The organism is Arthrobacter glycogeni (assembly GCF_054511155.1).
On record NZ_JBTNDE010000021.1, the window covers coordinates 13,145 to 37,272 of the forward strand.

At 66.4% G+C, this 24,128-nt stretch carries 23 protein-coding genes and 1 riboswitch; of the genes, 15 read left to right on the top strand and 8 right to left on the bottom strand.

Features of this window, described 5'->3' with window-relative positions; all coding sequences use genetic code 11:
• Positions 1 to 4: 4 nt before the first annotated feature.
• Together ACX80O_RS13650 and hutH are read right to left on the bottom strand one after the other, a co-directional pair.
• On the bottom strand, positions 5 to 1,318 hold the full coding sequence (locus ACX80O_RS13650; RefSeq protein ID WP_459307861.1) for a DUF2252 domain-containing protein: 1,314 nt from the start codon (positions 1,316 to 1,318) through the stop codon (positions 5 to 7).
• 58 nt (positions 1,319 to 1,376) lie between these two features.
• On the bottom strand, positions 1,377 to 2,954 hold the full coding sequence (gene hutH, locus ACX80O_RS13655) for a histidine ammonia-lyase (protein WP_459333757.1): 1,578 nt from the start codon (positions 2,952 to 2,954) through the stop codon (positions 1,377 to 1,379).
• A gap of 109 nt (positions 2,955 to 3,063) precedes the next feature.
• On the opposite strand from hutH, the gene ACX80O_RS13660 reads away from it, so the two are divergent.
• The 6 genes from ACX80O_RS13660 to ACX80O_RS13685 all read left to right on the top strand — a co-directional run bounded on the left by ACX80O_RS13660 (position 3,064) and on the right by ACX80O_RS13685 (position 9,898).
• Positions 3,064 to 3,774, top strand: a complete 711-nt coding sequence (locus tag ACX80O_RS13660; protein WP_459333758.1) for an IclR family transcriptional regulator — start codon at positions 3,064 to 3,066, stop codon at positions 3,772 to 3,774.
• A complete protein-coding gene (gene hutU, locus ACX80O_RS13665; protein WP_459307864.1) occupies positions 3,771 to 5,465 on the top strand; it encodes a urocanate hydratase in 1,695 nt (564 codons plus the stop codon). The genes ACX80O_RS13660 and hutU overlap by 4 nt, the downstream gene beginning before the upstream one ends.
• 166 nt (positions 5,466 to 5,631) lie before the next feature.
• Positions 5,632 to 6,858 (top strand): allantoate amidohydrolase, encoded by a 1,227-nt coding sequence (locus ACX80O_RS13670; RefSeq protein ID WP_459307865.1) that lies wholly within the window; start codon positions 5,632 to 5,634, stop codon positions 6,856 to 6,858.
• Complete coding sequence (locus ACX80O_RS13675; RefSeq protein WP_459333759.1) at positions 6,855 to 8,234, top strand: formimidoylglutamate deiminase; 1,380 nt, start codon at positions 6,855 to 6,857, stop codon at positions 8,232 to 8,234. The genes ACX80O_RS13670 and ACX80O_RS13675 overlap by 4 nt, the downstream gene beginning before the upstream one ends.
• Positions 8,231 to 9,454 (top strand): imidazolonepropionase, encoded by a 1,224-nt coding sequence (hutI, locus tag ACX80O_RS13680; RefSeq protein ID WP_459333760.1) that lies wholly within the window; start codon positions 8,231 to 8,233, stop codon positions 9,452 to 9,454. Before ACX80O_RS13675 ends, hutI begins: the two co-directional genes overlap by 4 nt.
• Before the next feature lie 75 nt (positions 9,455 to 9,529).
• The gene (locus ACX80O_RS13685) at positions 9,530 to 9,898 is read left to right on the top strand and encodes a glyoxalase superfamily protein (RefSeq protein WP_459333761.1); all 369 of its coding nucleotides are present in this window, start codon (positions 9,530 to 9,532) and stop codon (positions 9,896 to 9,898) included.
• Between the two features lie 22 nt (positions 9,899 to 9,920).
• Here the strand turns inward: ACX80O_RS13685 and ACX80O_RS13690 are convergent, their stop codons facing one another.
• From ACX80O_RS13690 to ACX80O_RS13700, 3 genes are all read right to left on the bottom strand, one after another.
• Positions 9,921 to 10,835 (bottom strand): carbohydrate ABC transporter permease, encoded by a 915-nt coding sequence (locus ACX80O_RS13690; RefSeq protein ID WP_459307869.1) that lies wholly within the window; start codon positions 10,833 to 10,835, stop codon positions 9,921 to 9,923.
• A 2-nt stretch (positions 10,836 to 10,837) separates the two neighbouring features.
• Positions 10,838 to 11,779, bottom strand: a complete 942-nt coding sequence (locus ACX80O_RS13695; protein WP_459333762.1) for a carbohydrate ABC transporter permease — start codon at positions 11,777 to 11,779, stop codon at positions 10,838 to 10,840.
• An 85-nt stretch (positions 11,780 to 11,864) separates the two neighbouring features.
• Positions 11,865 to 13,112 (bottom strand): extracellular solute-binding protein, encoded by a 1,248-nt coding sequence (locus ACX80O_RS13700; RefSeq protein ID WP_459307871.1) that lies wholly within the window; start codon positions 13,110 to 13,112, stop codon positions 11,865 to 11,867.
• A 298-nt stretch (positions 13,113 to 13,410) separates the two neighbouring features.
• On the opposite strand from ACX80O_RS13700, the gene ACX80O_RS13705 reads away from it, so the two are divergent.
• Genes ACX80O_RS13705 through ACX80O_RS13730 form a run of 6 tightly spaced genes read left to right on the top strand, consistent with a single transcriptional unit; the run spans position 13,411 to position 18,817 of the window.
• The gene (locus ACX80O_RS13705) at positions 13,411 to 14,340 is read left to right on the top strand and encodes an SIS domain-containing protein (protein ID WP_459333763.1); all 930 of its coding nucleotides are present in this window, start codon (positions 13,411 to 13,413) and stop codon (positions 14,338 to 14,340) included.
• Positions 14,341 to 14,347: 7 nt separating this feature from the next.
• Complete coding sequence (locus tag ACX80O_RS13710) at positions 14,348 to 15,310, top strand: ROK family protein (protein ID WP_459333764.1); 963 nt, start codon at positions 14,348 to 14,350, stop codon at positions 15,308 to 15,310.
• The gene (locus ACX80O_RS13715; RefSeq protein WP_459333765.1) at positions 15,307 to 16,308 is read left to right on the top strand and encodes a 1-phosphofructokinase family hexose kinase; all 1,002 of its coding nucleotides are present in this window, start codon (positions 15,307 to 15,309) and stop codon (positions 16,306 to 16,308) included. The genes ACX80O_RS13710 and ACX80O_RS13715 overlap by 4 nt, the downstream gene beginning before the upstream one ends.
• Positions 16,305 to 17,189: a class II fructose-bisphosphate aldolase gene (locus ACX80O_RS13720; protein WP_459307875.1), complete on the top strand. Its 885-nt coding sequence runs from the start codon at positions 16,305 to 16,307 to the stop codon at positions 17,187 to 17,189. Before ACX80O_RS13715 ends, ACX80O_RS13720 begins: the two co-directional genes overlap by 4 nt.
• On the top strand, positions 17,186 to 17,986 hold the full coding sequence (locus ACX80O_RS13725) for a DeoR/GlpR family DNA-binding transcription regulator (RefSeq protein WP_459333766.1): 801 nt from the start codon (positions 17,186 to 17,188) through the stop codon (positions 17,984 to 17,986). The genes ACX80O_RS13720 and ACX80O_RS13725 overlap by 4 nt, the downstream gene beginning before the upstream one ends.
• Before the next feature lie 30 nt (positions 17,987 to 18,016).
• Positions 18,017 to 18,817 (top strand): CPBP family intramembrane glutamic endopeptidase, encoded by an 801-nt coding sequence (locus ACX80O_RS13730; protein ID WP_459333767.1) that lies wholly within the window; start codon positions 18,017 to 18,019, stop codon positions 18,815 to 18,817.
• A 45-nt stretch (positions 18,818 to 18,862) separates the two neighbouring features.
• Here ACX80O_RS13730 and ACX80O_RS13735 read toward each other — a convergent pair whose 3' ends face one another.
• Positions 18,863 to 19,504: a VOC family protein gene (locus tag ACX80O_RS13735; protein WP_459307878.1), complete on the bottom strand. Its 642-nt coding sequence runs from the start codon at positions 19,502 to 19,504 to the stop codon at positions 18,863 to 18,865.
• 118 nt (positions 19,505 to 19,622) lie between these two features.
• A riboswitch (SAM riboswitch) is annotated at positions 19,623 to 19,757 on the top strand.
• A gap of 81 nt (positions 19,758 to 19,838) precedes the next feature.
• On the opposite strand from ACX80O_RS13735, the gene metX reads away from it, so the two are divergent.
• Positions 19,839 to 20,942: a homoserine O-acetyltransferase MetX gene (metX, locus tag ACX80O_RS13740; protein ID WP_459307916.1), complete on the top strand. Its 1,104-nt coding sequence runs from the start codon at positions 19,839 to 19,841 to the stop codon at positions 20,940 to 20,942.
• Positions 20,943 to 20,989: 47 nt separating this feature from the next.
• On the opposite strand, the gene ACX80O_RS13745 is transcribed toward metX, so the two are convergent.
• Positions 20,990 to 21,832, bottom strand: a complete 843-nt coding sequence (locus tag ACX80O_RS13745) for an SGNH/GDSL hydrolase family protein (RefSeq protein WP_459333768.1) — start codon at positions 21,830 to 21,832, stop codon at positions 20,990 to 20,992.
• A gap of 91 nt (positions 21,833 to 21,923) precedes the next feature.
• Between ACX80O_RS13745 and ACX80O_RS13750 the strand changes: the two genes are divergently transcribed.
• Positions 21,924 to 22,634, top strand: a complete 711-nt coding sequence (locus ACX80O_RS13750) for an alpha/beta hydrolase (protein ID WP_459333769.1) — start codon at positions 21,924 to 21,926, stop codon at positions 22,632 to 22,634.
• Here the strand turns inward: ACX80O_RS13750 and ACX80O_RS13755 are convergent.
• On the bottom strand, positions 22,621 to 22,866 hold the full coding sequence (locus ACX80O_RS13755) for an RNA-binding S4 domain-containing protein (protein WP_459333770.1): 246 nt from the start codon (positions 22,864 to 22,866) through the stop codon (positions 22,621 to 22,623). The two genes, ACX80O_RS13750 and ACX80O_RS13755, sit on opposite strands and share 14 nt — an antisense overlap.
• A gap of 106 nt (positions 22,867 to 22,972) precedes the next feature.
• Here ACX80O_RS13755 and ACX80O_RS13760 point away from each other — a divergent pair, with 106 nt between their 5' ends.
• Positions 22,973 to 23,941 carry a DMT family transporter gene (locus tag ACX80O_RS13760; protein ID WP_459333771.1) on the top strand — a complete coding sequence of 323 codons (969 nt, stop codon included), beginning with the start codon at positions 22,973 to 22,975 and terminating at the stop codon, positions 23,939 to 23,941.
• Positions 23,942 to 24,128 lie beyond the last annotated feature (187 nt).

A 24,128-nucleotide genomic window follows, 5' to 3' on the forward strand; every position in this document is an offset into this window, starting at 1 on the left:
CGGCTTAGGTCGAGGCGACTCCGGCGATCCGGTTCTCGCGGAACGCTTCGATGAACAGGGCGTGGTCAGCCCTGACCCGGGCGGCGTAGTCCACCGAGAAATCAATGATGTCGGCGATGAACTCATCCCGTCTACCCGAGACCACCCTGATGATTGCCTCTTCCGTCTGGAACGGGACCAGGTCCTGGTCGCTGTCCTGGTCTGAGGCGCAATGGATCTTGGCCGTTGCCCGCCCCAGATCTTTGAGGACCGGCTCAATTTCCGAGGGTTCGGTCAGTTCTCCCCAGCGGAGGTCCAGTTTGTAAGGGGAGAGCTCATCCACCACAAATCCCACCCCGTCGATGGTGGTGTAGCCGAGGAACGTGTCAGTGTGGACCTGCAATGACCGTTGGCTGATGACCGTACGGTGTCCGTCGTGCTTGAAATACTGCCGGACCCGTTCATCGGTGACCACCCTGCTGGGCGCCGCGATGTTGCCCTGCTTGATGGAGAGCACAATGTCGTTCTCCTGCGCCTCGTTGTAACCCTCAATCAGCACGTTGTAGGCGGGCAGCCCCGCACTGCCAATTCCGAACCCCGTGCTGCCCACGATGTCCTTGACGGCATAGAAGACCTCTCGGGATGACTTTACCGTCTCCGGAATGGTGGTCAGATATAGCTCAAAGGCCTCAAGGACTGCGGCATGCTCAGTGTTGTCCAGTCGCCGGGTCAGCGGCCCGTCGCGGAAATGACGCCTATGCTCCTCAGTGGTGGTCATCGCATCAAGGAGATTGGTGCGTCGGGCCGATCGCGCGGCCTGGAGCATTCCATGGATGGTTCCCGTGGTGTTGTCGAGCCGCAACGCGAAGTCACTTCCACCGTCGCTCGCGTAGGAGTCCACCTGGTCCAGATAGGACGTGAGATAGGTGCGGGCCAGGCTGCGCACCGCTTCTTCGGGTAGCGCTTTCTGCCAGCACATGAGGGCCAACGAGGTGACGAAACGGCGCAGATCCCAGGAAAAATGGCCAAGATAGGCTTCATCGAAATCGTTGATGTCGAACGCCAGGGAACCGGTGCTGCTCATATAGGTTCCGAAGTTTTCAGCGTGCAGATCCCCATGAATCCATACCCGCGCCGTCGACTCGTCCGCCCAGGCATCCGTCAGGGCCTCCATATCGGCGTAGAAAATGCACGCACTGCCCCGATAGAAAGCAAACGGGTCGGCCGCCATCTTGCGGAATTTGGTCCTGAATCCGTGCGGGTCCGCTGTCATCAGCGGCTTGAACGCCGTGACCAGTGATTCGGTGATCAGGGTTTCACGGTCGGTCGTGTCTGACATGTCGCAAGTCTAGTCCGACCTGCTCGACGGCGATCCCCAAACGATCCCGCGGCGATTCCTAGGCGAGCGCGTCGCCCAACGCACCCTGCACGACAGTGAGAAGTGACCCGTTGTCCACGAGGACACGGACCGCCTCAATCTCGGGTGCCAGATACCGGTCGGCGCCGGGGCCCTCGACCACCTCGCGGACCGCCGCCCGTGCCGCGTGCAGTCCGACAGCGCTGCGGGAGGTGGCCAGACCGCCGTCGCGCATGTCCAGTGCCCGTGCCGCGGTAAGGATCTCGATGGCCAGCACCCGGGTCAGCCCGTCCAGTGCGCGGCGGAGTTTGAGTCCAGCCGACCAGCCCATCGAGACGTGATCCTCCTGCATGGCCGAGGATGGGATGGAATCGACAGACGCCGGATTGGCCAGCCGTTTGAGCTCCGACACGATCCCCGCCTGCGTGTACTGGGCGATCATGTGACCCGAATCGACACCCGGATCGTGCGCCAGGAACGGGTTCAGCCCGTGGCTGCGCGCCTTATCCAGGAAACGATCCGTCCGGCGCTCACTCATGGAAGCGACGTCGGCGACGGCGATCGCCAGAAAGTCCAGTGCGTACCCCACCGGGGCCCCGTGGAAATTGCCGTTGGACTCCACCCTGCCGTCGATGGTGACCACCGGGTTGTCGATTGCCGATCCGAGCTCGATCGCCGCAACGGATTCCACGTAGGCAAGCGTGGACCGCGCCGCGCCGTGCACCTGCGGGGCGCAGCGCAGAGAATAGGCGTCCTGCACCCGGGTGCTCCGGTGCGCACTGAGCTCACTCGCCGAATGCTCCTGGATCAGCGGCGACCCGTCGAGGAGGCGGCGGATGTTCGCAGCGGAGGAGAGTTGGCCTGGATGCGGGCGGAGGGCGTGGATATCTTCGGCAAACACGCCGTCAGTTCCCAGCAGCCCCTCAACGCTCATCGCGGCGGCAAGGTCGGCGGTCCGAAGCAGACGGCCGAGATCGGCGGAAGCCATGATCAACATGCCCAGCATGCCGTCGGTGCCGTTGATCAGCGCCAGGCCTTCCTTTTCGCGGAGCTCCACCGCAGTGATCCCGGCCGCTGCGAGCGCCTCGCCTGCGGGCATCAGGACGCCGTCGACGTCGCGCACCTCACCTTCACCCATCAGCGCCAGCGCCACGTGGGACAGCGGGGCCAGATCGCCCGAGCAGCCCAGCGAACCGTACTCTCCGATCATGGGGGTGATGCCGGCATTGAGGAGGGCCGCGTAGGTCTGGGCCACGAGCGGGCGGACGCCGGTGCGGCCGGTCGCCATCGTCGACAGCCGGCCGAGCATCAAGCCGCGCACCACCTCCCGGTCCACCTCGGCGCCGGAAGACGCGGCGTGGCTGCGGATCAGGCTGCGCTGCAGCTGGGTGCGCTGCTCGATGGGGATGTGGGTGGTGGCCAGGGCGCCAAAACCGGTGGAGACGCCGTAGTGCGGGGTCGAATCGTTCACCAGATCCTCGATCACCCGCCGGGACGCTTCCATCGCGACGATGGACTCCCCGAGGATTTCCACCCGTACGCCATGCCGTGCCACTGCGACGACGTCGTCGGGCCGGAGGGCGCCGACGCCCACATCAACGGTCTGAGTGCTGCCCACTTGGGACCCGCTTTCACAAGAAGTCTTGCCAATGAATGAAAAGAGCGTTTCAATAAGTGAAATGCATGACGTCCCGCAATGCAAGACCTCCATGAGAAGGAGCCGCCAGATGGCCGACGCATCGACCCGCACCGTTGAACGCGCGCTGCTCCTGCTGGGCGCCGTCTGCGACCGGGGCGCGGTGACCCTCGCCGACGCCGCCCGCGATGCGTCGCTCTCGGCGTCGACGGCACTGCGGCTACTGCGCACCCTCGAGTCCACCGGTTTCGTCAGGAAGGACGACGACGGCTACCGTCCCGGAATGCGCATCGTCCAGCTCGGGGCCCAGGCGCTCAGCCACGAGTCGCTGGTCTCCCTGGCGGGTGCCGCACTGGACCGGCTGGTCGATGAGACGGGGGAGTCCGCCTACCTCAACGTCCCCGCCGACGACGGCCACGGCATCTACATCGCCGTGCGCGAGGGCACCCACTCCGTCAGACACACCAGCTGGGTGGGACGCCGTATCCCCCTGACCGGCACCGCCGCAGGCAACGTCCTGGCCGGTGAGGCGCCCGCCTGCGGGTATGTGGTGGTCCGCAACGGCATCGAACCGGACGTCACCGCCGTCGCCGCGCCGGTGATGATCGGCGACCGGATTGCCGCCTCGCTCAGCGTGGTGGTCCCCAGCTATCGGATCAGCGAACCGCAGGCCGAAACCCTTGGCCGACTCGTCGCCGCCGAAGCTCTCAGCATCCTGAATTCAACGACCAGCAACATCCCCGCCACCGGACCCGGCGACACCAGCCCGGGCCACCCCGACACCTTGGGAGCATCCGCATGAGCAAGCCGTTTACCCAACACGATCCGACCCGTTCCATCCGGGCGGCCCGCGGCACCACCCTCACCGCCAAGAGCTGGCAGACCGAAGCGCCGCTGCGCATGCTCATGAACAACCTCGACCCTGAGGTGGCCGAACGCCCCGAGGACCTCGTGGTGTACGGGGGCACCGGCCGGGCGGCCCGCAGCTGGGAAGCCTACGACGCGATTGTCCGTTCCCTGGAGGACCTTGAGGACGACGAGACGCTGCTCGTGCAGTCCGGGAAGCCGGTGGGTATCTTCCGCACCCACACGTGGGCGCCGCGGGTGCTGCTCGCCAACTCCAACCTGGTGGGGGACTGGGCCACCTGGCCCGAATTCCGCAAGCTCGAGGCCGAAGGCCTGATGATGTACGGGCAGATGACCGCCGGCTCGTGGATCTACATCGGCACCCAGGGCATCCTGCAGGGCACCTACGAAACGTTCGCCGCGATCGCCCGCAAACTTGGCAAGTCACCGACCGCCACCCTCGCCGGCACCCTGACCCTGACCGCCGGGTGTGGAGGCATGGGTGGCGCCCAGCCGCTCGCCGTCACACTGAATGGGGGTGCGGTGCTGATTGTCGACGTCGACCGGACCCGCCTCGAACGCCGCGCAGCCAAACGCTACCTCGACGTCGTCGCCACCGATCTTGAGGACGGCCTCCGCCAGGTGCTGGCCGCCAAGGAGGAGCAGCGCGCACTGTCGGTCGGTGTCGTCGGGAACGCCGCGGAGATCTTCCCCGAATTGCTGCGCCGCCATCTGGCCGGGCAGCTCACCATCGACATCGTCACCGACCAGACCTCGGCCCACGATCCGCTGAGCTACCTGCCCGAGGGCGTCGCGCTGGACGAATGGGACCGGGAGGCCAAGGGCGATCCCGACGGGTTCACCAAGAAGGCGCAGACCTCAATGGCCCACCACGTGGAAGCGATGGTTGGCTTCCAGGACGCCGGCGCTGAGGTCTTCGACTACGGCAATTCGATCCGGGACGAGGCCCGCCAGGGCGGGTACGCGCGGGCCTTCGAGTTCCCCGGCTTCGTTCCCGCCTACATCCGGCCGCTGTTCTGCGAGGGGATGGGCCCGTTCCGGTGGGTGGCGCTCTCCGGCGACCCCGCCGACATCGCCGTCACCGACGCGGCGCTGAAGGAACTGTTCCCCGAGAACGAGCACCTGCACCGGTGGCTTGACGCGGCCGGTGACCTGGTCGAGTTTGAGGGCCTTCCGGCGCGGATCTGCTGGCTCGGGTACGGCGACCGGGCCAAAGCCGGGCTGATGTTCAACAAGCTGGTGGCCGACGGCAAAGTGTCGGCGCCGATCGTGATCGGACGCGACCATCTCGATTCCGGGTCGGTGGCGTCGCCCTACCGGGAGACCGAGGCGATGGCCGACGGGTCCGACGCCGTCGCCGACTGGCCACTGCTCAACGCTCTGCTGAATACCTCGTCAGGCGCCACCTGGGTGTCCATCCACCACGGGGGTGGGGTGGGCATCGGCCGGTCCATCCACGCCGGACAGGTGTCGGTGGCCGATGGCACCGACCTCGCCGCCGAGAAGCTGGAACGGCTGCTCACCAACGACCCCGGCATGGGCGTCATCCGCCACGTTGACGCCGGCTACGACAGGGCGTCCGAGGTTGCCGCGGAGCGCGGGGTCCGGATCCCCATGACAGACTGACTCATCTGGGGTGGCCGCTTCCGCGGCCACGTGCCGGCTCGACAAAGATTTCCCCTGGCTCGTTCCTCGCTAGTGGAAATCCAACTCGCCTACACACGTGGCCGCTGCAGCGGCCAGTTCGCCCCAGTTTCGGTGGCTGCTCAGGGTTATTGGAAAGGCATTTTTGATGAATACCGTAAGCGACATGCTCGAGTCGATTTCCGACGTCGGCCAGGACTCTGTTCGGGGTGGGTATTCCCGGCCGGTGTTCTCCGGGGCCGAGCTGGAGCTGCGCGAATGGTTCACGGCGGAGGCCACGAAGCGCGGTCTTGAGGTCAGCACCGACCGGAATGGGATCATGTGGGGCTGGTGGGATGCCGGGGGAGGGGACCGGACCGGTTCCCTCGTCACCGGCAGCCACCTCGACTCGGTGCCCGGGGGTGGTGCGTTCGACGGCCCGCTCGGCGTCGCCGCCGCGCTTGCCGCCGTCGACGTCCTCAAAGAGCGCGGGGTAGAACCTCGGCGCGGGCTCGCCGTCACCGTGTTCCCCGAGGAGGAGGGTTCACGGTTTGGGGTGGCCTGCCTCGGCTCGCGGCTCCTCACCGGGGCAATCGACGCCAACCGGGTGCGGAATCTCAAGGATCTCGACGGCAATACCTTCGCCGACGTCAGCCGGGCCAATGGGCTGGACCCGGAACGTCTCGGCCGGGATGAGGACACGCTGCGGACCATCGGAGATTTCGTCGAACTGCACGTGGAACAGGGCAGGGCACTGGTCGACCTTGACACGCCCATCGGCGTCGGCTCCTCCATCCTCGGCCACGGACGGTGGCGGCTCAGCGTGCAGGGCCAAGCCAACCACGCGGGCACCACTTTGATGGCAGACCGCGCCGACCCGATGGTCGTCGCCGCGCAGATCATCCTGGCCATCCGCCGCACTGCCGCCGGCCAGGACGACGCCCGGGCCACCGTGGGCCGGTTGCAGCCGGTCCCGGGCGGCACCAACGTGATCGCCTCCCGCGTTGACCTGTGGCTCGATGTCCGTCACCCCGACGACGCCGTCACCGCGGCCCTCGTCGAGTCCATTCATGGCCAGGCACAGAAAGCGGCAGCCTTTGAGGGCTGCTCCGTCGCCCTGACCGAGGAATCGTTCAGCACTACAGTCCACTTCGACGCGGCCCTGCAACGCCAACTCCAGAACTCCCTCAACCGATCCACGGGCGGCGCCCCGGCGCCCGCCCTGCCCACCGGCGCCGGTCACGACGCCGGAATCCTGGCCGCCTACGTACCCTCGGGCATGGTCTACATCCGCAACCCGACGGGCATCAGCCACTCACCCGAGGAATTCGTGGAACGCCCCGACGCCGACCTCGCCGCCACAGCGCTCGCCGACGTCCTCGAAGACCTGCTGTGATCTCCTTCTGGTGCGAGCAAGCCTGGGTTGGTGGTCACGGAATCCAGCACCGCGTGCGGATCGACGCCGACGACGACGGCACCATCACCGGTGTGACCACCGGGAGCGATGCTGGGCCGGACGATTCCCTTGAACTCAGCGGCGTCGTCTTCCCTGCCGCCGCAAATGCCCACTCGCATGCCTTCCATCGGGTGCTCAGGGGGCGCACCCACGACGACGGCGGTGACTTCTGGGTCTGGCGCGAGAAAATGTACAAAGCGGCGGGAGCGCTGACCCCGACCGGGTACGAGCACCTCGCCACGGCAGTGTTCGCGGAAATGGTCGTCACCGGCTGGAGTAGTGTCGCCGAGTTCCACTACGTCCACCACCAGCCGGGCGGTGCACCCTACGGGCCCGGAAGCGGTGGCAATAGCGGCGGTGGCAATAGCGGCGGTGGCCCGCACGCCATGGAGCTCGCTCTGTGCCGCGCGGCGGTCGCCGCGGGGATCCGCCTGACCCTGCTCGACACGTGTTACCTTGCCGGCGGCATTGACGCGCCGCTCAACCCCGACCAGGAACGGTTCGGCGACGCCGACGCCGGTGCCTGGCTGGAACGGTTCGCCGACCTGCGGCGGGTCGTCGCCGAACAGTTCGACCCGGCGTTTATCACCGTCGGCGCCGCCCTGCACTCAGTGCGTGCGGTCCCGGAAGACGCCCTCCGCACCCTCGCGGCCGGCCTCCCCACCGACGTCCCGTTGCACATCCACCTCTCGGAGCAGCCCACCGAAAACGCCGACTGTCTGTCGCAGTACGGCACCACCCCCACTGGCCTGTTACACCGGCGCGGGTTGCTCTCCGACCGGCTGAGCGTGGTCCACGCCACCCACCTCACCCCCGACGATATTGCCCGGTTGGGTGAGGCCGGAACCACTGCCGTGTTCTGCCCGACCACCGAGGCGGACCTTGCCGACGGCATCGGACCCGCCCGCGCCCTCCGGGACGCTGGCGCCCGGATCGCGCTCGGTACCGACCAGCACGCGGTGATCGACCCGTGGCTGGAAATGCGGTCCCTCGAACACGGGGAACGGCTGGCCTCCGGGCAGCGCGGCCGATTCACCCCCGCCGACCTGCTCGACGCCGCGACCACCGGCGCCGCCCGCTCCATGGCCACCCCGGTGGCCGCCATCACTGTGGGAAGCCCCTGCGATCTGGTCAGCCTGAACCAGCGATCGCTGCGGACCGCGGGATCCGCCCCCGGCCAGCTCCCCCTCACCGCCACCGCCGCTGACGTCACCGCCGTCGTCATCGCCGGGCGCCTGATCGCGCGCAATGGACACCATCTCACCCTCGGCGATCCGGCCGTCCTGCTGACCGCCGCACTGGAGGGACAGTCATGAGCACCGTGATCACCAATATCGGGGAACTGATGACCCAGGACCGGGACCAGACCGTGCTGAGGAACGCGGCGGTGGTTTTCGAGGGGGAGCGGATCGCCTGGATTGGCGCCGCCACGGAGGCACCCGCCGCCGACACCCTGGTCGACGCCGAGGGTCGGGCGGGACTCCCCGGCTGGGTCGACAGCCACACCCACCTGGTCTTCGCCGGGGACCGCACCGCCGAATTCGAGGCGCGCATGGCGGGCCAGGATTACGCCGCCGGCGGGATCGCCGTCACCACCGATGCCACCCGCGCCGCCTCGGATGACGACCTCACCCGGCTGCTCCTGGGCCGCGTCGCCGAAGCAAACGCCGGCGGCACCACCTATCTGGAGACCAAGACCGGGTACGGGCTCGACGTCGAACACGAGGGGCGCAGCGCCCGCATCGCCGCCAGCGCCGTCGACGAGGTGACGTATCTCGGCGCGCACCTCATCCCGGCCGGCATCGCCCCCGATGACTACGTACGCCTGGTCTGCGGCCCCATGCTCGACGCCGTCCGACCCTCCGTGAGCTGGGCCGACGTGTTCTGCGAACGCGGTGCTTTCACCCCCGAGCAGTCACGGCAGATCCTTCGCGCCTGCCAGGCCGCCGGGCTCGGGCTTCGCGTCCATGGCAACCAACTGGGCCCCGGTCAGGGGGTGCAGCTCGCCGTCGAGTTCGGCGCGGCCAGCGTTGACCACGTGAACTACCTGGAGGCGTCGGACATTGACGCCCTCGCCGGCACCTGGTCCGGGTGGGACGGCGGCGCTGGCCGCCGCGGGACGGTGGCGACCTGCCTGCCAGCCTGCGACCTGTCCACCCGCCAGCCGCTGGCCCCCGGCCGGGCACTGCTCGACGCCGGCGTCGAAATCGCGTTGGCGTCCAACTGCAACCCCGGCACCTCCTACACCACGTCGATGGCCTACTGCGTGACCACCGCCGTGCTGCAGATGCGCCTCAGCGTCCATGAAGCGATCCGCGCGGCAACCTTCGGCGGCGCTCTGGCACTGCATCGTGAGACGGGGGCCGACGACGACGGCGCCCGCGCGGTCGGGTCCCTCGCCGTCGGGCATCGGGCCGATCTGCAGCTGCTGAACGCGCCGTCCGCCACCCACCTGGCCTACCGGCCCGGGGTGCCACTGACCCACGCCGTCTGGAAGCAGGGCGTCCGCATCCCGAAGAACCCGGACAAGAGCTGACCTCATTGGGTTCTAGGCTGTGATCAGAATCCGCCGCCGGGCGGGTCGCCAGATCAAGCGAGAGGGCCGGAAACGATGGACTGGAAAATTGAGGTTGTTCCCATCCCGGTCACGGATGTGGACCGGGCCAAGGCGTTCTATGTGGGCCAGATCGGCTTCACCGCCGATCACGACATCCAGGCGGATGAAAAGGTCCGCTTCGTTCAGCTCACCCCGCCGGGTTCGGCCTGCTCGATCGTGCTGGGAACGGGCTTGACCGAGATGACACCCGGTTCGCAGAAGGGGGTGATGATCGTGGTCCCCAACGCGGATGAGGCGCTCAAACATTTGCTGGACCGTGGCGTGGAGGCGACGGGCGTCGACGAAATGGAATGGGGCCGGTTCGTGTACTTTGCCGACCCCGACGGCAACGAATGGTCGCTGCAGGAACTATCGACGACCTAGGCCTGGGCTCACTCGGGAGACGCTACTTCACGGCTCCCGCGGTGAGCCCACCGATCAGGCGCTTCTCGATCAGGGCGAACAGGATGATCACCGGGATGATCGCGACAATCGAGACTCCGAACACGTACTGCCACGAGGTTGCGTACTGACCGATGAACTTGGTCAGCGCCACCGATAGCGGCTGGTTCTCCGCCGTCGACATGATCACCAGGGAAGCCGCGAACTCGTTCCACGACGACACGAACGTGAAGATGACGGCCGTGACAATACCGGGCCACACCAGCGGCAGGTTCACCCGGAACATCACCGTGAGCTTGCCGGCGCCGTCGAGCTGGGCGGCTTCGTCAATCTCCTTCGGGATCGCGGCGAAGAAGCTGTGCATGATCCAGAGGGCGAAGGACAGGTTGAAGGCGGCGTTGATCAGGATCATGGCCAGCCAGGTGTCGTTGATGCCCAGCAGCAGCATCTCCCTGAACAGGCCGGCGGTCAGGACGGCGGGTTGCAGCATCTGCGTGACGATGACCAGGAACAGGAACACAGTCTTTCCGGGGAACCGGAACCGGGCGGTGTAGTACGCGGCCGGCGTCGCCACGAGGAGCACCAGGAGGGTAGCGAACACCGCGATGATGATCGTCGAAATCAGGTTGTAGGGCAGCGGCGTCTCGGGGGTGGCCCACATGGTCGCATAGTTGCTCCACTGAAGGCCCTCGGTGGGGAAGTACGCTGGCGGCACGGAGAGAATTTCGGACCGGGTCTTGAGCGACCCCACGAGCATGATCAAATACGGGAGCAGAAATACCAAGGCGACGACGGCGCCAATAGCCATCCGCAGACCCATCCGGCGGCCTGACACCTGATCCGCACCGTAGCGTTTTTGGCGGGCTGCCACCGGGGGAAGCGGCGACCGGGCCGATTCGTTGAGGGTGCTCGCGGACATGCCTAGATCTCCTTCATCGGTTTGACGATTTTCACGTACGCCGCGACGATCACAATGACGATGGCGAAGTTAACCACGCTGAGGGCACTGGCAAGGTCCACCCGCCGGTCAAACTGCAGCACCTTGAAGATGTAGGTCATGAGGGTATCGGCTTGGTAGCCGGGGATCGATCCGGTGATGATCCGCAGGATGGGGAGGTTGTTGAACACGTTGATGATATTGATCAGCACCGCGACGGCAAGGGCACCCCGAAGCTGGGGGAGCACAATGCTGAAATACGTGCGAAAGGGTCCAGCGCCGTCCATTTTGGCGGCTTCGAGCGCATCCTCGGGGACCGACTGCAACCCGGCCAGCAGGGTGTAGGCGGTGAACGGGATGGACACGAAGACCGCGACGATGATGGCCACCCCGAGGGCCGGAAGCACGTTCTTGGTGAAGCCGTACGGTGAGTCGAGTATGCCGAGATCAACGAGGAACGTGTTCATGATCCCGTAGTTGCTGTCGAGACCGTAGTAGAACACCGTGGTGGTCATGACCACGCTCGCAGCCCAGGGGACCACCACTGCCATCCTGACCAGGGTGCGGCCGGGAAATGGTTTGTTGAGGAACTGGGCCAACGCGAGCGAAATGAGCACCGTCAACGACACGACGACGACCACCCACACCACCGTGTTCAGGAGCACCCGCGGGAGGTTCGGGTCGGAAAATATCTCCGCGAAGTTCACGAACCCGGCGGAGCCCTGGTCGATCCCGCTCTGGCTGATGTCACGGGTGGAGTTGAAGATCATGAATCCGGCGGGGAAGATCACGATCGCAAAGATCAGGAGGAGGACCGGACCAATCCAGGGGAGGGCGGCGGGAAAACCGTCTGAGTTTTGCCTGCGGCGCTTTCGTCCGTTGGACGTGGACGTGGGCGGGCTGGCCAGCACGGGCTGTGCGCTCATCGTAAATAGCTCATTCTCTACCGCCATTGGTTAGGGGCCGGTACCGGCGTGGACCATGACGGACCGCGCCGGTACCGGCTGTAGGCTATTCGGCTGCTGCGTCAGCTTCAGCCTGGATCTGGTCGAGCACCTCTGCTGGTTCCATTCCCTGCCCAAGCTGGCCAAACAGGCTCTTGAACGCACCATCGGTGGCGTTCCAGGCCGGGTTGGAGGTGGGGTAGAACTGTGCACTTGGCAGCATCTCCAGGAATGGCGCCAGGGTCTCGTCGCCTGACATTTCCTCTGCACCGCTGATCGTGGTGGGCAGGAAGCCCTCGGTGCTGACCCATTCGACGTAGTTCTCCGGCGCGAAGAAGTGGTCCATGAAGGCGGTGACAGCCTCGGCTTTGTCGCCGTCGTTCTTGAACGACATCAGACGGTCGGCGACACCCAGGGTGGCGGGCTCGCCCGACGCCGTTGGGATGTTCGCCAGGCCGTAGTTCAGGTCAGGGTTTTCGGTTTCGATCTGCCCGACGGTCTGCGGCAGCCCGTACACCATGCCGATCTGGCCCTGGATGAAGACGTTAATCATGGGGGTGCGTTGGGTGGCGCCGGGGTCGGCCTGGGTCAGCCCGTCGTCGATCATGCGTTTCATGAACTCGGCTGCCTCGAGGTTCTCGGGGGTGTTCACGGTGATTTCCTCGGCGTCCCCGAACCCGCCGCCGTTGCCGGCCATCCAGATCAAGGCCTCGCCCTGGGCTTCTTCCGACCCGAGCGGCATGCCATAGCCGGGAGTGCCGGTTGCGGTGATGGCTTCGGCGGCGTCGTACAGCTCGTCCCAGGTGGTGGGGGGCCCGTCAACTCCGGCTTCCTCGAACAGGTCCTCGTTGTAGAAGAGTGCCCGCGCTGAGGCGAGCAGCGGCAGAGCATACTGGGTGCCGTCAACCTGTTCGTTGGCTGCGAAGGATTCCTGGAAGTCACTGAGCGTTTCGGGCGAAGCGATTTCCTCGGCCGAGTACAGCAATCCCTCGGTCGCGAAGGCGGAGAAGGCGCCGCCGTTGTAGATGTCGGGAGCTTCGCCAGCCTGGATCTGGGTGTTCAGCACCGACTCAAGATTTTCCCACGATTCGACCTGAAGATTGACGGTAATGCCCTCGTTGGCTGCCTCGAATTCCTCGATCACGCCTTCCCACAGGGCCTTGCTGCCGTCCGAATAGCTGGGGACCAGGAGGTCAAGGGTGGTGCCGCCCTCGGCATCTCCGCCGGATTCTCCGCCGCCAAAGCCGCAGGAGGTGAGCAAAAGGCCGGCCGCCGCAACACTTGCGACAACTCCGGTCCGAATGGATTTCTTCATGGTTTCCTCGTTTTCCCAAAGGTGGTGCAGCTGCTCCAGCTGACACAGGAATACTTGCAACAAGTTGACGGTATTGCGCCTCGAATGAGCAATACTGTTCATGCGTAGTGGAATGATACTTGCGTGATCCACGTCTCACGTCAAGCTGCCGCGCTGATCGATACCTGAGCGTTATAGCGCCCGACCTGCCGAAATCGCGTGGACAATGGTTAAATTGATGCTGATTGCTTTACCCCTGTAAACGTCATCCCTAATCAGTCGCGGATCAAGCTGCGGTTATACCGTGAAGGAGCGCTCGATGTCCCAGCCCATTCCCCAGGCACCTGGATCCTCAGTTTCTGCCGGGTTGTACATGGACAGCGAGCTGCAGTCACAACCTGCTGTCTGGCGCCAGGCGATCGATCAGGCGAGCGCGGAGGACATCCTGCCCGCGGATGGTGAGCGGGTTGCCGTCGTCGGCTGCGGCACCTCCTGGTTCATGGCGCAGAGCTACGCTGCCGCCCGCGAAAGCGCTGGCAAAGGTCTCACCGATGCGTTTGCCGCCTCTGAAGCATCGGTCGTCGCCAGCCGCGGCTACGACGCAGTGGTTGCCATCTCCCGCTCGGGTACCACCACCGAGGTACTCGACCTGATGATAACGCTCAAGGGCACCCTCCGGGTGATTGCTGTGATCGGCGACGTCGATTCGCCCGCCACCGGGTTGGCCGACGACGTCGTCGCCCTCCCCTACGCTGACGAGCAGTCTGTGGTGCAGACCCGTTTCGCCACCGCGGCCCTCGCCTACCTCCTGACTTCCGTGGGCGTCGACCTGGAGCAGGCGGTGACGGACGCCGAGGCCGTCCTGGCGGAAGAGGTCACCGCTGCACTGCTCGACGCCGAACAATTCACCTTCCTCGGCACCGGCTGGACCGTGGGACTAGCCCACGAGGCCGGTTTGAAAATGCGCGAGGGAGTGCAGGGGTGGACCGAGTCCTATCCCGCCATGGAATACCGGCACGGACCCATCTCGATCGCCGCCCCAGGCCGGGTGGTGTGGCTCTTCGGTGACGACGTCCCGGGACTGGCCGACGACGTCGCCCCCACCGGAGCGGACTATGTCCACACCGGGCGCCACCCGCTCGCAGATCTTGCCCAGATCCACAAGATCACTCTGGCGAGGGCCCGGGCACGCGGGCTGGACCCCGATCTGCCGCGCAACCTGACCCGCTCAGTCATTCTTGGCCCGTAACCCGACCATGACGTCACCGAAGGCGGAGGCAACGCCGGACCCCACCCCGGACCTTCCCCCGCGCCTGGTGCTCGCCATTGACGTGGGTGGCACCGACATGAAATCGGCGCTGGCGGACCCGACCGGAGCCCTGCTCGACGTCCGCCGCACACCAACTCCCGCCAGGACTGAAGTTCCGGGGGAGAGCATTGTGCAGCAATCCGCTGAGCTCCTCGCCCAGTATCGGGCGGCCTGGCCGGACCACGACATCGGGGCCATCGGACTGATTGCGCCGGGCCTCGTCGATGAGGTCAACGGCGTCGGGATCTACTCGGCGAACCTGGGGTGGCGTGACTTTCCCTTCGTCGATCGGCTGCAGCGTGCGGCCGGGCTGCCGGTCACGTACGGGCACGACGTCGGGGCCGCCGGCGACGCCGAGATGCGCTTCGGCGCGGCCCGCGGGTTTGCCGATGTGGTGGTGATGATCATCGGCACCGGCATTGCCGGCGCCGTGTTCACCGGCGGGGAGCGGGTGCTCGCCGGTGGGTACGCCGGTGAACTCGGGCACGCCCTCGTGCCGGGCGGCTTCGATTGCACCTGCGGCCTGCACGGGTGCCTGGAAACCGTCGGCTCCGCCGGGGCGATCGCCCGCCGCCACTCCGAACTCAGTGGCCGGACGGCCAACGGGGCGCGCAGCGTGTTTGCTGCCGCAGCGGCCGGGGAGACCATCGCCCGGCAGGTGATCGACGACGCCGTCGCCGCCCTCGCCTTCAACGTTGCGCAGCTGACGGCGATCCTCGGCACCGAAGCGGTGGTGATCGGTGGCGGCCTGGCCCAGGCCGGCGAGGCGCTGTTCGGCCCGCTACGGCTGCAGGTTGAGAAGAACCTTTCCTTCCACCGTCGACCGATACTCCTTGAAGCCCGGATGGGCCAGGATGCCGGGCTGATCGGTGCCTCCCTGCGGGCCCGCCGCCTGCTGGACGCGCAGTGAACGCGCCGGGGCTCCCCGAGTCGGAGCTGCGGGTCAGCGGACCGATCCTTACTGTGACAGCCAACCCCGCCGTCGACCTGACCTACGGCATCCCGCGGCTCATCCCCGGTACGTCCCACCGGGTCTCCGCTCCGCTGCTGCGGGCCGGTGGTAAGGGCGTCAACGTCGCGCGGGTCGTGCATCAGACGGGACGACCGGCGATCGCCGTCGCACCGGTCGGGGGTGCGGCGGGGGCCGAGTTCAGGGCCGAGTTGGCCGCCTCAGGCGTCCCGCATGCACTGACCGGGGTCGCCGCAGCCACCCGCCGCAGTATGGCCTTCGCCGACCGTGATGCCGGCCAGACAAGTATTTTCAACGAGACCGGACTGCCCCTCACCCCCGCGGAGTGGGAGGACCTGTTCCGTCTGGTGGACGCACACCTCGCGGGGGCCGGTGTACTGGTGGGCTCGGGAAGCCTTCCCAACGGTGCACCGCCCCACTTCTACGCTGACCTGGTGCGCCGCGCCAAGGCTCATGGCATCCCCAGCATCATCGACACTTCGGGCGAGGCGCTGCTCGCCGCAGCCGAGGCCGGCGCCGACGTGGTCAAGCCCAACCACCACGAACTCCTGGCCGCCACCGGCGCACCCACCGTCGACGGCGGCGCCCGGCTGTTGCTTGACCGTGGTGCCCGGATTGTGGTGGTCAGCTGCGGGGAGCACGGCATGTACCTCTACCGGCTGGAGGAACCACCCCTGAGGGCAACCCTGCCGCGATTCGACGGGAACCCGACAGGAGCCGGGGACGCAGCGGTAGCTGCGATCGCCGTCGCGCTGGCCGCCGGCATCACCAGCGCGGAAACCCTGCTTCGGCTGGCGACCGCCTGGTCGGCGGCTGCTGTCCTGATGCCAGCGGCCGGCGAACTCGACGCCAGTTACCGGACCCTCGAACCAGCAGTAACTATCAGCCAGTCTCGATTACCGACCACCGACCCACCACGGCAGGAGACCGGCTCATGACCCTTACCCCGACACGTGATCTGATGGCGGCGGCGGCGGCGGCAGGCACAGGCATCGGCGCCTTCAACGTCGTCCAGCTGGAAACCGCCGAGGCCCTGGTCGCCGGCGCCGAGACCGCCGGACTGCCGGTGATCCTCCAGATTTCCGAAAACTGCGTCAAATACCACCGAGGGCTGGAACCCCTCGCGCTTGCCACCCTCGCGATCGCCCGGTCGGCCCGGGTCCCGGTCGCCGTGCACCTGGACCACGCCGAGGACCCCGAGCTGGCCTTCGCCGCCATTGATCTGGGGTTCGGGTCGGTGATGTACGACGGTGCCGCCCTGGACTACGACAATAACCTCGCCGCCACCACCCGGGTGGCCGCCTACGCGCGCGAACGCGGCGTGTTTGTTGAAGCGGAGTTGGGCAAAGTCGGGGGAAAGGACGGCGCCCACGCGCCCGGCGTCAGGACCAACCCGGTGGAGGCGGCAGCGTTTGTGGCGGCCACAGGTGTCGACGCGCTCGCCGTCGCCGTCGGCTCCTCCCATGCCATGACGCAGCGCAGCGCCGAACTGGACCTGAATCTTATTGCCGCGCTCAAGTCGGCGCTGGACGTGCCGCTGGTGCTGCACGGATCCTCCGGGGTTTCCGATCACACGCTTGCCGCGGCGATCCGGTCCGGAATGACCAAGATCAACGTCTCAACCCACCTGAACAGCCTCTCCACGCGGGCCGTTCGGCTCTACCTCGAGCACAACCCCTCGGTCGTCGACCCACGGAAATACCTGGGTGCCGGGCGTGCTGCTATCGAATCGGAAACGGCCCGCCTGCTGACCCTGTTCGCCGCCGGGGGGCGGGCCGCGACGCCGGCCCCGATAATGGGGAACGGACCGGCGGGATGAAACGCGCAGAACGGCTGGGCGCCATCCTCGACCTCCTCTCCGAAGCCAGCCAGGTGGACGTCGAGGAGATTGTCACCAAGCTCAAGGTCTCACCGGCCACCGCACGGCGGGACCTCGACAGCCTTGCGGAGCAGCGGCTGCTCACCAGAACCCACGGTGGGGCCACCATTGAGACCGTCGCCTATGACCTGCCGGGACGCTACAACCGGGATGTGCACGCCGAGCAGAAGCGGGCGATTGCCCGGGCCGCCAGCGATTTGATTCCGAAGGGGGCGGTAATCGGGCTGTGCGGCGGAACCACCAGCACGGCTATTGCCTCGGCCCTGAGCAAGCGCAGCGACCTGATGGAACCTTCGAACAAGCCCACCCTCACAGTGGTGACCAACGCGATCAACATCGCTGCCCAGTTGGCTGTTCGACCGAACTTCAAGATCATGGTCACCGGTGGGATCGTCAACCCCCGCTCCTACGAACTGGTGGGATCATACGCTGATGCGGTGCTGCAGCGGGTGGCCCTGGACTTTGCCTTCGTGGGAGTCAACGGACTGGATCCGGTGGTAGGGCCCACGATCAGCGACGAAGGCGAGGCTGCGGTCAACGCGATGGTCGCGAGACGGGCGTCCACCGCGTACGTGGTCGCCGATTCGTCGAAGATCGGCACCCGGCGCTTCGCCACCATGACCGGCTACACCTTCAGCAATCTGATCACCGATTCGGGGATTACCGCTGGGCAGTTGCAGGCCTTCGAGGAGCACGGTACAGCGGTGATCGTGGCGCCCGCGGTGGGGGCCGACTAGCCCCAAGGTACGCCCACTAGGATGGCTGGCATGCCCACCGAACTACCCAAAGCGTCAGCCACTCCCGCCGGCGACCGCTCCGCACCCGTTCAGCGCCGGCGGATCACCGCCGAGATCGCCATCGTCCTGGGACTGTCCCTCGGACAGTCCGCCGTGTACGCCGTGGTGAACCTGCTGGACAAACTGAGCCAGGCACCGCTCGCGGTGCAGACCACCCGGCTGAACCCGGTCCTCAATGACCGCCAGTATCTTGATTTGACCTACCAACTGCTGGGCATCTTCTTCGCCCTGATCCCGGTCTTTCTGGTTCTGTTCCTGCTCACTGAGCCCGGCAAATCGGCGTTCCGCACCCTGGGATTCACCTTCAGCAAACCAAAGGTCGACTTCGGATTGGGCTTCGGTCTTGCGACTGTGATCGGCGCCGGAACGCTGGGTGTGTATGCGGCGGGACGTGCGCTGGGAATCACGACGGCGATTGAACCCGCTGCGCTCGACGCCTACTGGTGGACGGTGCCCGTCCTGATCCTTTCAGCGGTGCGCTACGCGGTGCTTGAAGAAGTCATTGTGGTGGGCTACCTGTTCCACCGGCTGCAGCACCTCGGCTGGTCGACTCCGGTGATCATCGTCACGAGCGCCGTACTTCGAGGAAGCTATCACCTGTACCAGGGCTTCGGGCCGTTCATCGGTAACTTCATCATGGGTGTGGTGTTCGGCTACGCCTACACGAAGACCAAACGGGTGATGCCATTGGTGATAGCCCACGCTGTCCTCGATATTGCCGGGTTTGTGGGCTTCGCCCTCTTCGGCCCGGCGATTGGAATCGGCGCGTAGCACCATACCCCGCGGCACCCTCGACGGGCCGATAAAAACAGCTGGCTAGATTTCCACCAGGCCATTGTCCGTCTGGAAGGTTACCGACATGATGCCGGGGGTACCATTCGGCGCCACCCAGTGCACTGCAACGCCATCAAGAGGCTCGGTGGCGGGGGTGCCCAGCCACTCGGCGATCCGATCGGGGGAGCCTGCGATCGTCAGTGAATCGAGACGGGCCGACGCCGGTTTTGCCTGCGACGGATGAAGTGCCTCGGTACCGTCATCCCACCGCAGCATATAGGGGACCTGGGGGTCGGCGATGAGCCCCTTGATCCCAATCTGCTGCCAGGTCAGTTCTTGCCCATCAGGGAACTTGCGGTTACCTGGCACGGCGCTCCGCCCCAGCCGCTGCTCAAACGGGGCCAGATCGTCTACCGCGACGCACCAGCCCATCCATCCGCCACCGGCTTCGGAACGGGCTCGAACCGCCTGCCCGAAGGGAGCTTTGTCGGAGGCGGGGTGATTCAGCACTTCAACCACTTCCAGGTACTGGCCATTGAGCATCGGGAAGATCATGTTCCTGGTGCCGAAGCGGGGGTGCACACCGCCCTTTACGGGATCCACGCCGAGGGCATCAGAAATCCTCCCAGCAGTCGCTACGAGGCCGTCGGGTTCACAGGCATATGAGACATGGTCCAAGCGCATGGCCCTAGTTTGGCACTTTGTGATCTGTGTCTCGACTTAGGGTACCCTTACCTTATCTTCGGGCCACAGAGGTTCACATATTTGCGCCCGAAGGTTCTTTTCGGGTTATCTAGGAACAGGTCACGAGTGCCAGCACGGAGCGGAACGCCCGCTCCACCAAGCCCCGGCTTGCTGGACGGCAACCCTCCTTCGCGGCGGGGTGCCCCGGGTGACGACCGGGCGGCGGGCAAGGTGTCAGGCGCAAGCGCGAACTCCGAGGCGGGCAATACCAGTGGCAACTATTCACACGACGCAGCAGGACCCCGGCCCAGGGGCACTTCATGCCGTCCAGTCAATCCCTGGAGAGTGTCCCGACGGCGTCCTCCGTACTCTCAGCCTCGGGGCCTTCACCTGCGAAACCGGGGGACACCTCCCCAACCTGACGCTCGCCTACGAGACCTGGGGTGCCCTCAACGACGACGGATCCAACGCCGTCCTGATCCAGCACGCGCTAACCGGCAGCACTCACGTCGCCCGGGGCGATTCGACCGAGGACGGCTGGTGGGACCAGCTGGTCGGCCCCGGAAAAACCATCGACACCACCCGGTATTTTGCCGTGTCCATCAATATGCTCGGCGGGTGCTATGGGTCCACCGGTCCGGCCACCGCCGATCCCGACGGCATCCCCTGGGGCTCACGGTTCCCCTACCTCACGGTCAGGGACTCGGTCCGCGCTGAGGCGCTCCTCGCCGATGCCCTGGGTATCGGGCAGTGGCATTCGGTAGTCGGCGGATCACTCGGCGGGGCCAGGGCACTGGAGTGGGCCCTCCAGTACCCAGACCGGGTCCAGCGCTGCGCGGTGATTGCCTGCACCGCGGCCAGCTCGGCCGAGCAAATTGCCTTTGCCCAGGCGCAGCTTCGATCCATCCGGTTGGATCCCGGCTTCGCTGGCGGTGACTATTACCCGGGCCCCGGGCCGGTCGACGGACTGGGTCTGGCGCGACGCATCGCCCACATCACCTACCGGTCCGAACCCGAATTGGAGCACCGGTTCGGCCGGGCCGCCCAGGGCAGGGAGACGCCTTTCGGCTCGCCGGATCCTGCGGCCCGCGGTCGCTACCAGGTGGAAAGCTACCTGGATCACCAGGCCGACAAGCTCGCGGAACGGTTCGACGCCAACAGCTACGTCCTGCTCACCGAAGCCCTCATGGGTCACGACGCCAGCCGCGACCGGGGCACCCTGCAGGACGCCCTCGGCCAAGCCAGCGCCGAGTTCTTCATCGCCGCAGTGGATTCGGACCGGTTGTATTACCCCAGCCAGTCCCATGTCCTGGCGGCGGCGCTGCCGGGTGAGGTACCCGTGCATATGATCAGCTCACCGATCGGCCATGACGCTTTCCTGACCGAGATCCAGCAACTCGGCGGACGGCTGCGGGAGGCCTTCTATCCCGCGCCCTGACGCGAGGTCGCCATCGTCGTGGCCGGTGATCCAGGCAGGGTAGGAGCCTAGCCCCCGATGCCCGGCGGTATCCCCGGACCAAAAATGGGGGCAGCGTCGGGGCGTTTGGCCAGGATCCCGTCCCCGGAGGACTGGCGCCGCAACCGGCGCAGTACCCAGGGTACGAAATAAACCTTGGCCCACACCAGATCCTCCGTCCGGGCCGCGCGCCACCTCTTGGGGGGGAGCGGCTGCGGCTCAAGGGGCATCAGGGAGTGGGGCACGGCGAGGGTTTGCACCATCATGGCGATGGTGTGGTGTCCCAGCGGCGAGAAGTGCAGCCGGTCGCCGTCCCACATCTGCGGGTTCACCAACTGGCGCAGGGCCCACATATCGGCGATCAGCGCGTCGTGGTGAGCGGCAATGATCCTGAGGTTCTCGTTGTAAATGGCGGTCCTGGACCGGAAGTTGCCGAGCACGGACTCGCGGGCGTCCGGGCCGGCGAACAGCACCACGGTCGCGTGATCGGCACGCAATGCCCCGACGGCATCATCCAGGCGCGCCGCCAACAGGTCCGGGTCGCCGCCCGGGCGGATCAGGTCGTTGCCGCCAGCCGAGATGGTGATCAGATCCGGTTTCAACGCGAGCGCCGGCCCCACCTGCTGAGCCACAATTTCGTGCAGCAACCGGCCGCGGACGGCGAGGTTGGCGTAGGCGAAATCCTCATGGCCCCTGCTGAGTTCTTCGGCCACCCGGTCGGCCCACCCCCGGTTGCCGCCCACGCTCCCGGGATTCGGGTCCCCGATGCCCCCGGTAAAGGAGTCGCCCAACGCCACATACCGCGTCCAGGGGTGGGGAGTGGTGTTCTGCGCAGGATGGGACTCCGCGGGTAGGGATAGGTTCCGGCTCATCCCCCTATCCTGTAACAGACGGTCACCGAACGCGACCCCCGACCGCTACCCCCGCTGGGTGCCGCCGGCCGGTGCGTGCCAGAATACTCCAATGACCCTTTCGGAAACGCCCCACCCACCAGCCGCCGAGCAGCCCACCGCGACGGCCTGGGATCCAGTGGTCCTCTGGTCGCGCCCCGAAGCGGAACGGCAGGGCACAGCCCTGCTGGTGATGTTCCACGGGCACCTCGCCAACGAGGAGGACCTGATGGGCCTGGCGGACCATCTGCCATCCGATCTCACGGTGGCGTCGGTCAGGGCGCCGCACGTACAGGGGCCGGGGTTTACCTGGTTTCCCCTGTCGCACGACACCGGATATTCGGTGGACCTCGTGACCGACTCCGTCGCCCGGGTGGTGACCTGGCTGGACTCGGTCAAGGGCGCGCATACCAGCGTGTCGTTGCTGGGGTTCTCCATGGGAATGGCCGTTGCGACCAGCCTGCTGCGCCACCGCCCGCGGGACTTTACCGCCGTCGTCGGCCTCTCAGGGTTCGCGGTTCCCGCGGAGGGGAGCCCGTTCTTCAACGACGAGGACGCCGCTGCCCACCCGGTGCCGCTGTTCTGGGGCCGCGACCAGGAGGACCCGGTCATCACCGCCGACCGAATTGAGTTCACCCACCGCTGGGCGGTCGGCCACACCACCCTCACCAAGGTGCTCTACGCCGGGATCGCCCACAGCATCAGCATGCGGGAACTGGCGCACGTGAAGGAATTCATCGAGCTCACAGTGTTTGGGATCGAGCCGCAGCCTAGCCGCGGGTAATCCGCACCGACGCACCATTGACGGTGACTACATCGCCGGGATGGAGCTGGGCGCCGCGCCGCTCCTCGATCGCACCATTGACCTTCACGAGTCCGTTATCCACGAGTTCCTTGGCCTGGGCGCCGTCCTCGGCCAGGTTGGCCAACTTCAACAGTTGGCCCAGCCGGATCATGTCATCGGTGATCTGGACGGTGTCGCCTACGGTCGGGTCAACTTCGTGGGATTTGCTCATGGGACCATTCTGCCCGACTGGGACCATCCTGCCCGAACCGCTGGCTGACAGGACATCAAGCCCTGCCAGTACCAGGCCGTTGATCAAGCTGCCATAGGATCAATGGGTGTCACACCACCCCCGGCTTCCCCTGGTCCTCGGCCTGCTGCTCGCCGTCACAGCCGGAGTAGCCATCCCCCTGCAAGGCCGAATCAACGGCGCCCTGGGCACCCACCTCAACGACGGCGCCGGCGCCGCCCTGGTCAGTTTCACCACCGGGCTGGTGGTGATGGTGCTGATCACCTGCGTGTTGCCCGGGGGGCGGGCGGGTTTACGGCAGATCCTCCCCTCCGTGCGGGAACGACGCTTCCCACCCATCTATTTGGCAGCCGGAACCATCGGAGCCTTCTTCGTGTTCTCCCAGTCCCTGACCATCGGGGTGCTGGGCGTGGCACTTTTCACCGTGGCGGCAGTGATGGGGCAGACCCTCAGCGGGCTGCTGGCCGACCGTGCGGGAATCGGCCCGGCCGGCAAACGACCCCTGACCACGATGCGGCTAATCGGGACAGCGCTCGCCGTCGCCTCGGTGGTGTGGGCCGTGTCGCCACGGTTTGGTGCCACCGGCGACCTGCAGTCCTGGCTGATACCCGTCCTGCTCCCGGTGCTCGCCGGGTTCCTGATCAGCTTCCAGCAGGCCATGAACGGCACCGCGGCGGTCCACTACGGGACCCCCATCATCGCCACTTTGATCAACTTCATTTCCGGAGCCTCGGTACTGCTGGTGGCGTGGCTGATCAAGACACTCATCGCCGGGCCGGGCGAGGCGCTGCCCACCGAGTGGTGGTACTACCTCGGCGGCCCCCTGGGGTGTGTCTTCATCGGGCTCGGCGCGGTGCTGGTGCGTAGCATGGGGGTACTGCTTACGGGACTGGGCATGATCGCCGGACAGTTGGTGGGTTCGCTGGTCCTCGACCTCGCGTTCCCCACCCCGGGCACGGTGGTGGAACTAGCCACAGTGGCAGGACCCATCCTCACCCTCGTCGCCATTGTGCTGACCACCCTGCCTTGGCCCAGACGTGCCCTGCGTTTCCGCTAGGACGACGGTCCCCGGCCCAGCGGCGACGGCTCCCGACGGGCCCCGCGCGACCGCGGCGGGGGCTCCTCGGTAGGCTAGGGTTGTACCTTCGATTCGAGCAGGCTTCGGTCCATCACCGGACCCGTGCCCTGGCTCATTCCCTGAGCCAGTTCCTGCCGGACACCACCACGGACCGCACCCAGCGGCC

Excerpts from the sequence above, each read along its gene's own strand:
- ACX80O_RS13650 (WP_459307861.1), bottom strand. The coding sequence starts at position 1,318 with ATGTCAGACACGACCGACCGTGAAACCCTGATCACCGAATCACTGGTC.
- ACX80O_RS13660 (WP_459333758.1), top strand. The coding sequence starts at position 3,064 with ATGGCCGACGCATCGACCCGCACCGTTGAACGCGCGCTGCTCCTGCTG.
- hutU (WP_459307864.1), top strand. The coding sequence starts at position 3,771 with ATGAGCAAGCCGTTTACCCAACACGATCCGACCCGTTCCATCCGGGCG.
- ACX80O_RS13670 (WP_459307865.1), top strand. The coding sequence starts at position 5,632 with ATGAATACCGTAAGCGACATGCTCGAGTCGATTTCCGACGTCGGCCAG.
- hutI (WP_459333760.1), top strand. The coding sequence starts at position 8,231 with ATGAGCACCGTGATCACCAATATCGGGGAACTGATGACCCAGGACCGG.
- ACX80O_RS13685 (WP_459333761.1), top strand. The coding sequence starts at position 9,530 with ATGGACTGGAAAATTGAGGTTGTTCCCATCCCGGTCACGGATGTGGAC.
- ACX80O_RS13690 (WP_459307869.1), bottom strand. The coding sequence starts at position 10,835 with ATGTCCGCGAGCACCCTCAACGAATCGGCCCGGTCGCCGCTTCCCCCG.
- ACX80O_RS13695 (WP_459333762.1), bottom strand. The coding sequence starts at position 11,779 with ATGAGCGCACAGCCCGTGCTGGCCAGCCCGCCCACGTCCACGTCCAAC.
- ACX80O_RS13700 (WP_459307871.1), bottom strand. The coding sequence starts at position 13,112 with ATGAAGAAATCCATTCGGACCGGAGTTGTCGCAAGTGTTGCGGCGGCC.
- ACX80O_RS13705 (WP_459333763.1), top strand. The coding sequence starts at position 13,411 with ATGTCCCAGCCCATTCCCCAGGCACCTGGATCCTCAGTTTCTGCCGGG.
- ACX80O_RS13710 (WP_459333764.1), top strand. The coding sequence starts at position 14,348 with ATGACGTCACCGAAGGCGGAGGCAACGCCGGACCCCACCCCGGACCTT.
- ACX80O_RS13720 (WP_459307875.1), top strand. The coding sequence starts at position 16,305 with ATGACCCTTACCCCGACACGTGATCTGATGGCGGCGGCGGCGGCGGCA.
- ACX80O_RS13725 (WP_459333766.1), top strand. The coding sequence starts at position 17,186 with ATGAAACGCGCAGAACGGCTGGGCGCCATCCTCGACCTCCTCTCCGAA.
- ACX80O_RS13730 (WP_459333767.1), top strand. The coding sequence starts at position 18,017 with ATGCCCACCGAACTACCCAAAGCGTCAGCCACTCCCGCCGGCGACCGC.
- ACX80O_RS13735 (WP_459307878.1), bottom strand. The coding sequence starts at position 19,504 with ATGCGCTTGGACCATGTCTCATATGCCTGTGAACCCGACGGCCTCGTA.
- ACX80O_RS13745 (WP_459333768.1), bottom strand. The coding sequence starts at position 21,832 with ATGAGCCGGAACCTATCCCTACCCGCGGAGTCCCATCCTGCGCAGAAC.
- ACX80O_RS13750 (WP_459333769.1), top strand. The coding sequence starts at position 21,924 with ATGACCCTTTCGGAAACGCCCCACCCACCAGCCGCCGAGCAGCCCACC.
- ACX80O_RS13755 (WP_459333770.1), bottom strand. The coding sequence starts at position 22,866 with ATGAGCAAATCCCACGAAGTTGACCCGACCGTAGGCGACACCGTCCAG.